We start from the raw sequence: 13736 nt of genomic DNA, 5'->3' as shown, positions 1-13736 counted from the left end.
CCCCCCACCCCCCCCCCCCCCCCCCCCCCCCCCCCCCCCCCCCCCCCCCCCCCCCCACCCCCCCCCCCCCCCCCCCCCCCACCCCCCCCCCCCCCCCCCCCCCCCCCCCCCCCCCCCCCCCCCCCGCCCCCCCCGCCCCCGGGCCCCCGCCCGCCCCCCCCCCCCCCCCCCCTCCCCGCCCCCCCCCCCCCCCGGGGGCCCCCGCCGTTCCGGCCCACCCCGGCGCCCGGTCCGCCGGCTCCGCGCCCGGGACCGTCACCGACTTCCAGCCCGTCCCCCACCCCGGAGCCGTCGTCCTCGCCGGCCGCCCGGCCCCTGGAGTACCACGCCGCCGAGCGTGCCCGGCCGAGCGGCGGGCCGTCCCTGGTCTCGCTGATGCTGCTGGTCACCGCCCCGGCGGTGCTCGCCGCCGCCCTGCTGCGACCGCGCTCCGGCCGCTCCGGCCGCACCTCCCGCTGACGCGCCGCCGCCGCCCGCCGGCGGGGCCGGCCGTCACCGTCCCGGCGCGTACCGCCGCCGGGTCGCCCCTCGCTCCCCCGCTCCGTCCACCGCCGACCCGCCGGAGGTCCCCTTGTCGGAATGGCTCGTTCTGACCATCGCGATGGCCGCCGCCTGCGCGGTCGTCCTCACCATCGTCGTCATCAACCAGCGCCGGATCAGCGAGGACGACGACCCCAGCGAGACCCCGGACGTACTGGAGTACATGACGATGATGATCGGCGTGGTGTACGCGATCGTCCTCGGACTGGCCATCGCCGGGGTGTGGGAGGCGCGCGGCGCCGCCCAGGACACCGTCCGCCACGAGGCGCAGGCGCTGCACGAGGTGGTGGCCCGGTCGCAGGTCTACCCGGCGGAGACGCGGACCGCGATCCGCGAGGACGTGGACGCCTATGTCTCCTATGTGGTGCACACCGAGTGGGGCCGGATGGAGGAGACCGGCGAACTCACCGAGCGGGGCGACCGGTTGCTGGACCGGGTGCGCCGCGCCGTCTCCGACTACCGGCCGGCCGACGACCACGAGGCCCAGTCGTATCAGCCGCTGGTGGACCAGGTGGCGGCGGTGGACGACGCCCGGCACGCCCGGGGCGAGAACGCGGGCGACACCATGCCGGGGGTGGTCTGGTTCGGCCTGGTCACCGGTGCGCTGATCACGGTGGGGCTGATCTTCATGCTCCAGATCCGCCGCACCGGCCGGGAGCTGCTGTTCGCCGGGCTGTTCAGCGCCCTGATCGCCTTTCTGCTCTTTCTGATCTGGGCGTTCGACGCGCCGTTCGGCCGGAGTACCGCCGAGGCCGTGGCCCCGTTCCTGGACCACTTCCCGGAGGCGGGGAAGTGAGCACGGTCCCGTCCGCTGGGAGCGCCGGGCCACCGACCGCGCGCGCCGCACCACGTGCCGCACCGCTCACCGCGCCACGCACCGCACGCTCGCCGCACCACGCACCGCACGCGCCGGGCCGGCCGCCACGCCGGAGTGCCCGCCGTACGGGTGAGCCCTGTCCCCCATTCGTCCGACTGTGATCGCGGGTGGAGTAGGGCACTCCTAGCGTTTCGGACATCGAGGTGCATGTCCCACCCATGTGGAAATCCGTTCCGCAGCTGCTCCTCGGGACCGGAGGACTGAGCCATGCGCGCGATAGGCATCGCTTCCGCCGCTCTGCTCGGAGCGGCCGCCCTCTCCCTGACCACGCCCGCTTCGGCGGCCGACCCGGACGGGTCGGGGCACGCCGGACCGGCCACCCGGCGCGGCGCCGGTGACTACGCCGTCTCCCCGTCGACCGTGGCCCCGGGCGGCCGGGTCGTGCTCACCGCGCCGGGCTGCGCGGGCACCGCCATGGCATCGGCGGGCATCTTCGACACGGCCACCATCGCCCGGGGCGGCTCGGCGACGGCGGTCGTCGACTGGGACGCCCGGCGCGGCGCCGCCTATACGGTGTCGTTCACCTGCGCCACCGGCGCCACCCCCAGCACGGTGCGGCTCACCGTCTCCGCCGCCGGCGGTACCGCCACCGCCAACTCGACGGCGGTGCCGACCGTGACCGCCACCCGCACCGCCACCACGACCATGACGGCGACCCGCAGCGGATCGGCCGTCGCGCCCTCGCAGGGCGTGCGCGGCGGGCTGGGCGGCAGCGTCGGCGGCTGGAACACCGGACAACTGGTCGCCGGCAGCGGCCTGGTGGTCGCCGCGGTGACCGGCGTCATCTATGTGGTGCGGCGCCGCGCCGAGGACCGCAGGCACTGAGCCGCCGCGCCCCCGCGCGGCCTCGGAGCGACCAGGGCTCCGGTGGAGCGACCCACCCCCGTCGACGGCGGAACTCCGGCGGACCGGCGCTCCACCGGAGTTCCGCCGTTCCCGTTCTTATCCCCGTTCCCGTTCCCATCTCCGTTCCGTTGCCCCCGTTCCTGCCCCACGCCCCGGGTGTCCCCACGCCCCAGGCTTTCCCGGCCCCGGGCTTCGTCGCCGGGGGACCCGCCGTCCGAACCCCCGGGCCTCCCCCGCTCTCCCCCGTTCCGCGCCGGACGGCGCGCGGAACGCCCGTCGCCCCGGGTCCGTGTCCGGGACTCGGGGCGACGGGCGGGGAGAACGGCCGGCCGGGAGGTTCGACCGGTCAGACGTTTCCGCCGATCAGGCGGCGGCGCCGGCTGATGAACAGCCCGCCGCCGATGGCCGCGGTGCCGACCAGGCCCGCGCCGATGGCCATCTCGGTGGAGCTGGGGGCCATGCTGCCGCCGAGGCCGCCCTGGGCGCCCCGGCCCTCGATGACCCGGAAGGTGCGGGTGACGATCTGGTTGTTGCCCCCGTCACCGCCGAACCCACCGTTGTTGTTGCCGTTGTTGTTGCCGTTGTTGCTGTCGTTGCAGCGGACGGAGAGTGTGTACTGCCCCGGCCGGGCGTGGTCGTAGATGCGCGGGGTGGCGGCGGAGTGGCCCGAGGAGTTCAGGCTGAGCGCCGTCTTGGGGAAGGCGTTGGACCACACGGCGCCACCGCGCCGGCAGCCCTGCACGCTGACGGCCAGGGTGCCGCCCTGGTGGACCGGGTTGGGGGAGATGGTGACGTGGGTCGGCACATTGCCGTCGCCGCCGATACCGCCACCGTGCGGATCACCACCGAACGGAGCCGCCGCGGCCAGCGGGGCACTGAGCCCGATCGCCGCGCAGGCGGTGACCGCCACCGCGAGAGCGCGTGAAGCACGCATCGTTGAACCTCCAGTGGAAGACGCCCCAAAGCGGTGCTCCGGGAAATTCGACGAGTACGCCTCCCGGGAGAAACCCTCACAAGCCGGGATGAGCGTCGCATGTCGGCACTCGGCCACCCCGGTGAGCCGACACGCCGGGCCCCGGGCCGCCCGGCTGGCAGAGCCGCAGGTCACAGACGATCTGTGGACCGTCCGACGATTACTCGATCGGGTCATCACCCGGTTGCCCGGCCACCCGTTCGCCCCTCTCTGATCGCCCGGTCGCGGTGGCGCGCTTAGCGTGCGTACAGATGCCACGAAGGGAAAACCATGGGCCTGGATCTCAGCGGCTCGGAGCGGAGGAGACGCACCCCCTGGGGCGCCCTCGCTCTTGTCATGCTCACCGGTCTCGCCATGATGCGGAATGGCGTCGACACCTCCGGCGGTCCGCCGCAGCCGGCCGCCATAACGGCCCCCTCGGCCAGCAGCCGGATCGCCCCGCCGCCCGTCTCCTCCGCCTATCTGCAGCCACTCGCCTACGCGCCCGCCTCGCGCGTCCGGATCGACACCATCGGTGTCGACGCCCCGGTCATGGACGTGGGGCTGGACGAGGAGGGCTGGGTCGCGGCGCCCCCGCCGCAGGACGCCAACATGGCCGGCTGGTACCAGAACGGCATCTCCCCCGGCCAGTCCGGCACGGCCGTCGTGGTGGGCCATGTGGACAACCAGACGGGCCCCGCGGTCTTCTACCGGCTCGGCTCGGTCCGGAAGGGGCACACCATCGAGGTCACCCGGTACGACGGCCGGGTGGCGATCTTCCAGGTGTACGGCGTCGAGGTGTTCTCCAAGGAGGACTTCCCCGGGGTACGGGTCTACGGCGACACCGGTGCACCCGAGCTGCGCGTGATCACCTGCGGGGGCGGTTACTCGCGGGCCGCGGGCTATGACGGCAATGTGGTCGTCTTCGCCCGGCTGATCGGCACCCGCTGAGCCCGGCCGGGTGGCGGGCTCGCCCGGCGGCACCGGGGACACCGGGGCCGCCGGGCGAGGGGCGCCCCGGTCAGCGCCGGGGCACGGTGAGGCGGTAGCCGGCCTCCCGGAGACGGGGCAGGTAGGTGCGCAGGGCCGCCACGCTCTGGGAGCGATTGCCGCCGGCGTCGTGCGACAGCACCACCGCCCCGGGTGCCGCGCCGTCCAGCACCCGCCGCACGATGGTGTCGGTGCCCGGCTCCTCCCAGTCGAGCGAGTCGACGGTCCAGGCGAAGGGCTCCATGCCCAGTTCGGCGCCGATCTCGAACGAGTGCCGGTTCCAGGCGCCGTACGGTGCCCGGTACCAGAGCGGCGCGGAACCGGCCGTCTTCTCGATCATCTCGCTGGTGCGGCCCAGCTCGTCCCGGATGACGGACGGCCGGAGCGACGGGATCAGCGGGTGGGTCCAGGTGTGGTTGCCCACCACATGGCCGTCGTCGGCCATCTCCCGCAGCAGGTCGGGCCGTTCGGCGGCCATCTCGCCGCAGACGAAGAACATCGCCCGGACCTGGTGGTCGCGGAGGATGGCCAGGATGTCCGGGGTGTAGCGGGGGTCGGGACCGTCGTCGAAGCTCAGGACCATGGCCCGTCCGATGCCCTCCACCCGGAGGAAGGGCCGCTGCCGCACCGGCGGGAGGGCCCGCTGGGCACCGGCCGGGGCGTCCGCGGTCATCGGCTGGAGGCGGTACGAGGAGGGCGCCTGGCGCGGTCCCGCCGGGAGTGCCGGACGCGCCCCGGACGGCGGGCCCGCCGTCCCGGACGAGGGAGTGGGCACGGCGGGTTCCCGCAGGACGAACCGCTCCACGGCGAAGAGCCCGGCGGTGACGGTGGCCCCGAGAGCGGCGGCGAGCCGGAGCACCGACCGCCGCTCTGAAGACAGCTGATCCTTTTTCATGATTAATGGCTCGCATGGCCCTGCCTCCGGGCCCCCGCCCCACACCGGCCGCACCGCCGAATGCACCCGATGGGACCAGACCGGCGGCCGGAGCGGAGGGGGCCGCCGCGCCGGGGCCGGGAGGCCAGGCCTACTCTCGTACTCGTGAGCGAGCAGCATGCCTCCCAGTTCGAGCGAGGGACCGACGGCCCGAAGGTGATCGTGGTCGGCGTGGACGGATCGGACTCCTCCTTCCGGGCCGCCGCGTACGCCACGGGCCTGGCCCGGCGCCAGAACGCCCTGCTGGCCCTCGTCTACGTACAGCCGGTGCTCGCCGGCGGCGCCGCCTTCGGGGTGCCCGTGCCGGAGACGAGCGGGGAGATCGCGGAGGGGCTGGAGGCCGAGATCCGGCAGGCCGCCGAGCGGGTGCGGGGGATGTGGGACGTCCGCTGGGAGTTCCACACCTTCCGGGGAGACCCGTATGCCGGTCTGGTCCAGGCCGCCGGCGAATTGCGGGCGGACGCGGTGGTGGTGGGCGCCTCCGAGCAGGCCGGGCACCGGCTGGTGGGCTCGGTGGCCGTCCGGCTGGTCAAGGCGGGCCGCTGGCCGGTGACCGTGGTCCCGTAGCGGCACGGCACCGGAGCGGCGGCCGCAGCGGCGCGGCACCGGAGCGCCGCGTAGTCCCGGAGCACCGTGACCTCATGGTGGCGTCGTCCCATGGCGGCGGCTCCACGCCCGCCCCCGGAGCGGCGGCCCGGAGGCGGCCTCCCCCGGGGGCGGCCCGTACGCGAGCCCCCCCTCGGGGCGGCCCGGACGCGCGGCCCCGGAGCGGCGGCCCGGAGGCGGTACGGCCGGGGACCGGGTACCCGGTGGCTTCCGGGGCGTGTGTCGTCTTCCCCCGGGCGGGGTGCTGGGCCATCATGATCGGCCGTCAGCCGATGCCGTCTGCGAAGAGGTGACGCCCATGGCCAAGATCCGCGCGGGGCAGGGAATTCTGCGCCGCAAACCCATCGAGCGGATCGACGACCCCGCCGCCGAGGCCGCCGCCGGTGAGGAGCAGCGGCTCACCCGGACGCTGGGCCTCACCCAGCTGACCGCCATCGGGGTCGGCGGCATCATCGGCGCCGGTATCTTCACGCTGGCCGGCACGGTCGCGAACGGGACCGCCGGTCCCGCGGTGCTGATCTCGTTCCTGATCGCCGGGGTGGCGAGCGCGGCCGCCGCGTTCAGCTACGCCGAGTTCGCCGGGCTGATCCCGAAGGCCGGATCGGCGTACACCTACGGCTACGCGGTCCTGGGTGAGCTGGTGGGCTGGCTCATCGGCTGGGACCTGCTGCTGGAGTACACCGCGATCGTGGCGGTGGTGGCGATCGGCATCTCCGGCTACTTCAACTTCCTGCTGGGCGAGACGGGTGCCCAGCTGCCCGCCTGGATGCTCGGCGCCCCGGGCACCGGGGAGGGTCACCGGGTCGATCTCTTCGCGGCCGTGCTCTGTCTGCTGATCGCCTATCTGCTCACCCTGGGCATCAAGAACGCGGCCCGGTTCGAGACGGTGGTCGTGGTGCTCAAGGTGCTGGTGGTCCTGGTGGTGATCGTGGTGGGCTTCTTCCACATCAAGACCGCCAACTACCGGCCGTTCTTCCCGTTCGGGGTGAGCGGCGCCTTCACCGGCGCGGCGACCGTGTTCTTCGCGGTCTTCGGCTATGACGCCATGTCCACGGCGGCCGAGGAGTCCAAGGACGCCCAGCGCCACATGCCCAAGGCGATCCTCTACTCGCTGGCGATCTCGATGGTGCTGTACGTACTGGCCTGTCTGGTGCTGACCGGGATGCAGAACTACAAGGAGGTGGACCCGGAGAGCGGGTTCTCCACCGCCTTCAAGTCGGTCGGGCTCGGCGGGCTGGCGGACGTGATCGCGGTGGGTGCCATCATCGGCATCCTCACGGTGATGTTCACGTTCATGCTGGGTGTCACCCGGGTGTGGTTCAGCATGTCCCGGGACGGACTGCTGCCGAAGTGGTTCGCCAAGACCCACCCGACCCGCCATGTGCCCACCCGGGTCACCTGGATCGTGGGCTTCGCCTCGGCGCTGATCGCCGGGTTCCTGCCGATCGGCGAGGCGGCGGAGCTGACCAACATCGGTATTCTGCTGGCCTTCGTGGTGGTGTGTGTCGCGGTGATCGTGCTCCGCTACCGGCGCCCCGACCTCCCCCGCTCGTTCCGCACCCCGGGGATGCCGGTCGTCCCGGCGATCGGGGTGGTCTTCTCCATCTGGCTGATCACCTTCCTCCAGTGGCAGACCTGGGTACGGTTCGCGGTCTGGTTCCTGATCGGCCTGGTGGTCTACTTCGGCTACTCGTACCGCAGGTCGGAGCTGGCCGGGTCCGCCGACCGCCCGGCCGGGACGCCACCGGCGGGCCCCCGCGGCTAGCCGGACCCCGGACCCCGGGGCCGCGTACCCGTGAGGACCGGGGAGCCGGGCCCCGCGCCAGGAAGGCCACGGCCCCGGGGCCCGCCTCGGCGGACGGGCCCCGGGGGTGCGCCGATACGGCTTCCGGGGGGCAGGCGGTCAGTTCCCCATGACCAGGCCGTCCTCGGCGGCGCCACGGCTGAGGACGGCCCCGGCGATGGTGTCGCGGACGGCGGTGAGCGGCTCACCGCGCCGGATCGCCGCGCCGACCAGGGTGGCCCGCCCGGTGGCGGTGTCGAACCACTGCGGCAGGAACTCCGCCCGGCTCACCGTCCAGCGGGCGCCGGGGGCGGTGGGCGGGGTGAAGGTGAAGCGCCCGATGCTGCCCTGGTTGCCGCGCGGATCGGGGACGCCGTCGTTGTTGATCATGTCTCCGGCGATCTGGTCGCCCATGCCGTAGACGACCCAGGTGCCGTTCACCTTCTCGTACGCCTGCGGTACATGGGTGTGGGTGCCGATGATCAGATCGATGTCGGGGCGTGCGCCGGATGCCGGTCCGGCGGCGGACCCGGTCGTGGCTCCGGTCGTGGCTCCGGCGCCGGACTCGTCGGTGGACCCGGTGAGGATCTCGGCGAGGTCCCGCTGATCGACGTCGATCTCCTCCTGCCACTCGGTGCCCCAGTGCATGCTGACCACCACCAGGTCGGCCCCGGCCTTCCGGGCCGCCCGGGCAGCGGTGACGATCTTCTCGGGGTCGGTGATGTTGACCGTCCAGGGGCGGTCCTCGGGCACGTTCTCCTTGTTGACCCCATAGGTGTAGGCGAGATGCGCCACGGTGGCGCCGCCCGCCTTCAGCAGGGTGGGCCGGGCCGCCTCCGCGGCGGTACGGGCGGAGCCCGCGTGCCGGACACCCGCCTTGTCCAGGGCGTCCAGGGTGCGGCCCAGACCGGCGGTACCGTCGTCCAGCGTGTGGTTGGAGGCGGTGGAGCAGGAGTCGTAGCCGGTGGCGGCGAGCGCGGTGGCGATCTGGGGCGGGGACTTGAAGGCCGGGTAGCCGGTGAAGGGGCCGGCGTCCTCGGCATAGATGGTCTCCATGTGGCAGATGGCGAGGTCCGCCCCGGCGATCACCGGCTTGACGCCGGACAGCATGGGCCGGAAGTCGTGCCCCTTGCCGCCGGCGTCCTTGTGGGCCTGGTCGATGATCGAGCCGTGCGGGAGGACGTCGCCGGTGGCGACGAGGGTGAAGGGGCGCGGCCCCGGTGGCCGCGCGCCGTTCCCGGGTCTCGCGGTCGCCGCGCCGGGCGAGGGCCCCGGGCGGGCGGCGGCCCGGTGGGGCGGCCCGCCGGGTGGTGCGGGATCGGCGCAGCCGGCGGACGCGGCGGAGACGGCGAGCAGGACGGCGGCCAGGGCCGCCGTCCTGCTCGCCGTCTTCGTCCGGGCGGTCCGGGCGGTCCGGGCGGTGCGGAGGGTCCGGAGGCGTCGTGGGCGTCGTGGGCGTCTGGAACGGTGGGTGGTCATCGGCCGGACTCCGTGGGAGGGGTCGGGTGAGGGACCTCTCGAATCCACAGGGCAGAAAACAGTCAGTCAATCCGTAAAGCCATATAAGCCGACTATTTCACCGATATGGGTAGCCGGGCGCGCCGGTTCGGTCGACCGCCGCCGGGCGGCGGCATCGGCGGCGACCGCGGGCCGACCGTTCACCGCGTGGAGCGACCGTTCACCGCACGGCGGGCCGCGACGGCTGGCCCGGCGTGGCCGGATGCGTTCGGATACCGCCCGGGGGAACGAGTACGGCGGAAAAGGGTACGGGGCCATGACCACCACGGCGGCGACCACCGACGAACGGGCGCTCGCGGAACTCCAGCGCGAGCACGGAACCGCCCTGCTGAGCTTTCTGCTCGGCTTCACCCACGGGGACCGGCAGCGCGCCGAGGACCTGCTCCAGGAGACCCTGGTCCGTGCCTGGCAGCACCCCGAGGCCTTCGAGGGCCCGTACGAGTCGATGCGGCCCTGGCTCTTCACCGTCGGCCGCCGGCTGGCGATCGACGCCCGGCGCTCCCGGCTGGCCCGGCCGGCCGAGATCGGCGACGGGCTGCTCGCGGGCGCGCCGGACCCGGCCGATGTCACCGAGTCGGCGGTGGCCGCCGTGGACGTACGGGCGGCGGTACGGGAGCTGAGCCCGGAGCACCGGGCCGTCCTGGTACGGCTCTACTTCGACGGCCTCACCGTCAACGAGGCCGCGGCCGAGCTGGGCATACCGGCCGGTACGGTGAAGTCCCGGTCCCACTACGCCCTGCGGGCCCTCGGCCGGTACCTGCCCGGCTACAGCCGGGCGCCGGGCGGGCCGCCACCGGCCCGGAGCGGCGACGGACGGCGGCCGCACGGGCCCGACGGCGGAACCGGCCGGAACGACGGTGACGGCGGAAACGCCGGGATCGCCGGGATCGCCGGGGGCAGCCGGCACAACGGAGAAGGCGGCGAGGACGGCCGGCGCGCACCGGAAGGCACGGAGGGCGGCGTCAGAGCGGGCGGGCCCGGACCGTGGGCGCGGGGTCCTGGTGGCCACCGCTGGCCAGCATCCGGACCTCGCCCCGGTCGCTGATCTCGGCCAGCACGATGCCGGACTCGTCCGCGTACACCGGGTGTCCGCCGGGGCCGGTGCGCTCCGTCCTGCGCACCTCCACCACGTCCTCCGGCGCGTCCGCGCCTGGCCCGGCGCCGGACCCGAAGACCAATTCGTACTGGTCGTGGACTCGCATACCGCCTCCCAGGGGAGCAGTGACCCGCACCGCGTCCCCCTGCCGGGCCGTTTCAATCCTGGCCGGCCCCACCGGGATGGACCCCCGGGTGGTACTTGGGTATACGGAGCGTGACCTTCATCCCGGCGCCCACGGCGGTCTCGGCCACCAGCCCGCACGCGTCGCCGTAGGCCCGGCGGAGCCGCTCGTCCACATTGGTGAGGCCGATCCCGGCGGACGGGGGCCGCTCCCCGGCCAGGATGGCGCGCAGCGCCGCCGGGTCCATGCCGACGCCGTCGTCCTCGACGGTGACCACCGCCTCGGCGCCCGCGTCCCGGGCCGCGATGGTGATCCGGCAGGCCGTACGGGAGTCCTCCAGGCCGTGCTTGACGGCGTTCTCCACCAGCGGCTGGAGGCAGAGGAACGGCAGGGTCACCGGCAGCACCTCGGGCGCGATCCGGAGCGTCACCCGCAGCCGGTCGCCGAAGCGCGCCCCGGCGAGCGCCAGATACTGCTCGACGGAGCGCAGTTCGTCGGCGAGCCGGGTGAAGTCACCGTGCCGCCGGAACGAGTAGCGGGTGAAGTCCGCGAACTCCAGCAGCAGTTCGCGGGCGCGCTCGGGGTCGGTCCGGACGAAGGAGGCGATCGCGGCGAGCGAGTTGAAGATGAAGTGCGGGGAGATCTGGGCCCGCAGCGCCCGGATCTCCGCCTCCACCGCCCGGGTACGGGAGCGGTCCAGCTCGGCCAGTTCCAGCTGGACCGAGACCCAGCGGGCCAGCTCGGTCGCCGCCCTCGCCAGCACCGCCGACTCCCGGGAGCCGTACGCCACCAGGGCGCCCACCACGCCGTCCTCGCCGGTCAGCGGGGCGAGCACCGCCCAGCGCAGCGGACAGTCCGGGTCGGCGCAGCCGGTCCGCAGGCTCTGTCCGCGCCCGGTCTCCAGCAGCCCGGCCACCCGCTCCATCACCCCGTCCCCGTGGTGGCCGGCGCCCGGCCCGTCCCAGGCCAGCACGGCGGTACGGTCGGTGAGGCAGAGCGCCTCGGTGCCCAGCAGCGGGCGCAGCCGCCGGACGGCCCGCCGGGCGGTCTCCCCGGTGAGCCCGGCGCGCAGCGGGGGCGCCGCCAGCGAGGCGGTGTGCAGGGTCTGGAAGGTGGCCCGCTCCACCGGGGTGCCCAGGTCCCGTCCGTCGTCGCCGCCGCGCCGGGCGGTCCGGCGGCCCAGGGCGAACCCGGCGGAGAGCAGCACCACCCCGGCGGCGGCCAGCGCGGCGGCCGCGGTCCCGCTCACCGCCCGGCCCCCGGCGGCGCGGCGGAGCCGTACGCCCGGGTCAGCAGTTCCTCGGGGAGGTGCAGCCGGGCCAGGGTCGCGGGCGTGCCCGGCGGTATCCGGGCGGGGGTGGCCAGTGAGACGGCCACCATGGTCAGAAAGCCCAGCGGCACCGACCAGACGGCGGGCCAGGCGAGCAGGGTGTGCGGCCAGCCGTCCGGGGCGAGCCCCACGCGGGTGACCAGCACGGCGGCCAGCGCGGCGCCGCCCCCGGTGACCAGCCCGGCCATCGCCCCCGGCGGGGTGAGCCGGCGCCACCAGATGCCCAGCACCAGCAGCGGGCAGAAGGACGAGGCGGAGACGGCGAAGGCGAGCCCCACCGCGTCGGCCACCGGCACCCGGCCCGCCACCGCGGCGAGGCCCAGCGGCACCGCCATGGCCGGCAGGGTGGCCCGGCGGAAGTGGCGCACCCCGCGGCCGGGCAGCACGTCCCGGCTGAGCACCCCGGCCACCGACATGGTCAGCCCGGAGGCGGTGGAGAGGAACGCGGCGAACGCCCCGCCCGCCAGCAGCGCGCCCAGCAGTTCGCCGGCCGTGCCGCCGAGCATCCGCCCGGGCAGCACCAGGACGGCCGCGTCCGCCGTGCCGGTGAGCGCCAGCTCGGGGGCGTAGATCCGGCCCAGCGCGCCGTAGACCGGCGGTAGCAGATAGAAGGCGCCGACCAGCCCGAGCACCGCCAGGGTGGTGCGCCGGGCGGCCCGTCCGTCGGGGCTGGTGTAGAAGCGGACGGTGACGTGCGGCAGGCCCATGGTGCCGAGGAAGGTGGCGAGGATCAGGCCGTAGACGGCGTAGAGCCGGCCGGCGTCGCCCGGTCCGCCCGGCAGTCCGTGCCGGGCCGGCGGGGCGGTGCCGTCCGGGACGCGCTCGGGCACCGGGGCGCCGGCGGGGAGGCGCAGGGTGGTGCCCGCCTCGATCAGATGCACGCCCCGGTCCAGCGTGACGGGGACACCCGGGTACGCGATGCCGTCCACCGTCCCGGTGACGGTGAGGGTCAGCGGGGCGTCCGGGGCCGCCACCTCCGCCCGTACGGTGTCCCGGACCGTCACCTCGGCGGCGGCGCGCAGCACGGCCGGGGCGTCGAACCGGGCGCGCGGGGCGCCGTCCCCGGCCCAGGCGGCCAGCAGGAAGAGGGCGGGCACCAGCAGCGCGGTGAGCTTGAGCCAGTACTGGAACGCCTGGACGAAGGTGATGCTCCGCATTCCGCCGGCCGCCACCGCCCCGGTGACCACCACCGCCACGACCAGCCCGCCGAGCCACTCCGGGGCGCTGGTGAGAATGCCCAGGGTGAGTCCGGCGCCCTGGAGCTGGGGCAGCAGATAGAGCCAGCCGACCCCGGCCACCAGTAGTCCGGCCAGCCGCCGGGCCCGGACCGACTCCAGCCGCGCCTCGGCGAAGTCGGGGAGGGTGTACGCCCCCGAGCGGCGCAGCGGCGCGGCCACCAGGACCAGCAGCACCAGGTACCCGGCGGTGTAGCCGACCGGGTACCAGAGCAGCTCGGGCCCCTGGAGCAGCACCAGTCCGGCGATGCCGAGATAGGAGGCGGCGGAGAGGTACTCGCCGCCGATGGCCGCCGCGTTGAGGCGGGGACCCACGGTCCGGGAGGCCACGTAGAAGTCCGAGGTGGTGCGGGAGACCCGCAGCCCGAGTGCCCCGACCAGCACGGTGGCGAGGACGACGGCGGTGACGGCGGCCACCGTGTACGCCTGGTTCACCGCCCGTCCAGCAGGCGGGTGAAGTCCCGTTCGTTCCGCTCGGCCCGGCGGACGTACCGGCGCGCGATCCACCAGATGAGGGGGTACGCGCCGAAGCCGAGGGCCGCCCAGGCGAACGGCTCGGCGGCCGGGGCGCGGCCGCCGGGGGCGAGCGCGGCGGGGAGGGCGAGGAGCAACGGCAGCGCGCCGATGAGCACGGCCAGGCTGGCCAGCGCGCCGAGCGCCGCCCGCAGCTGACCGCGCATCAGGGACCGGACATAGGTGTGGCCCAGCGTGGTCTGCTCGGAGATCTCGGAGCGGGCGAGCGGGTGGCCCGGCGACCGGCGGACCGCGCGCGGCACTCCGGTGACGACCTCCCGGCGGGGCCGGGGCACGGCGGGCCCGGGGCGCGGCGGCGGCTCTGCGGGCATCGTGATCCGGGAGCATCGTGCTTGTGCGGCGGATAGGAGGACCAGTTGCCGCCCGGGGTC

General features: G+C 74.9%; 13 protein-coding genes and 1 pseudogene. 6 read left to right on the top strand and 8 right to left on the bottom strand.

From position 1 onward, the window contains the following. The first annotated feature begins 571 nt into the window (after positions 1 to 571). Together NX801_RS30355 and NX801_RS30350 are read left to right on the top strand one after the other, a co-directional pair. Positions 572 to 1336: a bestrophin-like domain gene (locus NX801_RS30355; RefSeq protein ID WP_258791184.1), complete on the top strand. Its 765-nt coding sequence runs from the start codon at positions 572 to 574 to the stop codon at positions 1334 to 1336. Positions 1337 to 1624: 288 nt separating this feature from the next. Further along, a complete protein-coding gene (locus NX801_RS30350) occupies positions 1625 to 2242 on the top strand; it encodes a hypothetical protein (RefSeq protein WP_258791183.1) in 618 nt (205 codons plus the stop codon). A 367-nt stretch (positions 2243 to 2609) separates the two neighbouring features. Here the strand turns inward: NX801_RS30350 and NX801_RS30345 are convergent, their stop codons facing one another. Further along, complete coding sequence (locus NX801_RS30345; RefSeq protein WP_258791182.1) at positions 2610 to 3197, bottom strand: hypothetical protein; 588 nt, start codon at positions 3195 to 3197, stop codon at positions 2610 to 2612. Between the two features lie 309 nt (positions 3198 to 3506). Between NX801_RS30345 and NX801_RS30340 the strand changes: the two genes are divergently transcribed. Further along, a complete protein-coding gene (locus tag NX801_RS30340; RefSeq protein ID WP_258791181.1) occupies positions 3507 to 4166 on the top strand; it encodes a class F sortase in 660 nt (219 codons plus the stop codon). 70 nt (positions 4167 to 4236) lie between these two features. Here the strand turns inward: NX801_RS30340 and NX801_RS30335 are convergent, their stop codons facing one another. Beyond that, positions 4237 to 5100, bottom strand: coding sequence for a polysaccharide deacetylase family protein (locus NX801_RS30335; RefSeq protein WP_258791180.1), 864 nt, complete (start codon positions 5098 to 5100; stop codon positions 4237 to 4239). 144 nt (positions 5101 to 5244) lie between these two features. Here NX801_RS30335 and NX801_RS30330 point away from each other — a divergent pair, with 144 nt between their 5' ends. Next, the gene (locus NX801_RS30330; protein ID WP_258791179.1) at positions 5245 to 5706 is read left to right on the top strand and encodes a universal stress protein; all 462 of its coding nucleotides are present in this window, start codon (positions 5245 to 5247) and stop codon (positions 5704 to 5706) included. 337 nt (positions 5707 to 6043) lie between these two features. Next, a complete protein-coding gene (locus NX801_RS30325) occupies positions 6044 to 7510 on the top strand; it encodes an amino acid permease (RefSeq protein WP_258791178.1) in 1467 nt (488 codons plus the stop codon). Positions 7511 to 7648: 138 nt separating this feature from the next. Here the strand turns inward: NX801_RS30325 and NX801_RS30320 are convergent, their stop codons facing one another. Further along, a complete protein-coding gene (locus tag NX801_RS30320) occupies positions 7649 to 9007 on the bottom strand; it encodes a CapA family protein (protein ID WP_258791177.1) in 1359 nt (452 codons plus the stop codon). A 295-nt stretch (positions 9008 to 9302) separates the two neighbouring features. Here NX801_RS30320 and NX801_RS30315 point away from each other — a divergent pair. Further along, positions 9303 to 9821 (top strand): annotated as a pseudogene (locus NX801_RS30315) (sigma-70 family RNA polymerase sigma factor); the annotation flags it as partial. Between the two features lie 187 nt (positions 9822 to 10008). Here NX801_RS30315 and NX801_RS30310 read toward each other — a convergent pair. The 5 genes from NX801_RS30310 to NX801_RS31105 all read right to left on the bottom strand — a co-directional run. Continuing rightward, entirely contained in the window at positions 10009 to 10248 is a 240-nt protein-coding gene (locus NX801_RS30310; RefSeq protein ID WP_258791176.1) for a DUF6296 family protein, read from the bottom strand. Between the two features lie 52 nt (positions 10249 to 10300). Then, the gene (locus NX801_RS30305) at positions 10301 to 11515 is read right to left on the bottom strand and encodes a sensor histidine kinase (protein ID WP_258791175.1); all 1215 of its coding nucleotides are present in this window, start codon (positions 11513 to 11515) and stop codon (positions 10301 to 10303) included. Then, positions 11512 to 13266 carry a sodium/solute symporter gene (locus NX801_RS30300; protein WP_258791174.1) on the bottom strand — a complete coding sequence of 585 codons (1755 nt, stop codon included), beginning with the start codon at positions 13264 to 13266 and terminating at the stop codon, positions 11512 to 11514. Before NX801_RS30300 ends, NX801_RS30305 begins: the two co-directional genes overlap by 4 nt. Next, a complete protein-coding gene (locus tag NX801_RS30295) occupies positions 13263 to 13607 on the bottom strand; it encodes a hypothetical protein (RefSeq protein ID WP_428986274.1) in 345 nt (114 codons plus the stop codon). The genes NX801_RS30300 and NX801_RS30295 overlap by 4 nt, the downstream gene beginning before the upstream one ends. Further along, the coding region (locus NX801_RS31105) for a 5-deoxy-glucuronate isomerase (protein WP_428986273.1) at positions 13511 to 13736 on the bottom strand (226 nt) is incomplete at its 5' end. The genes NX801_RS30295 and NX801_RS31105, both read right to left, overlap by 97 nt.

Source organism: Streptomyces pyxinae (assembly GCF_024756275.1).
Lineage (GTDB): Bacteria > Actinomycetota > Actinomycetes > Streptomycetales > Streptomycetaceae > Streptomyces > Streptomyces pyxinae.
This window is presented reverse-complemented; position numbering and strand designations above follow the sequence as displayed.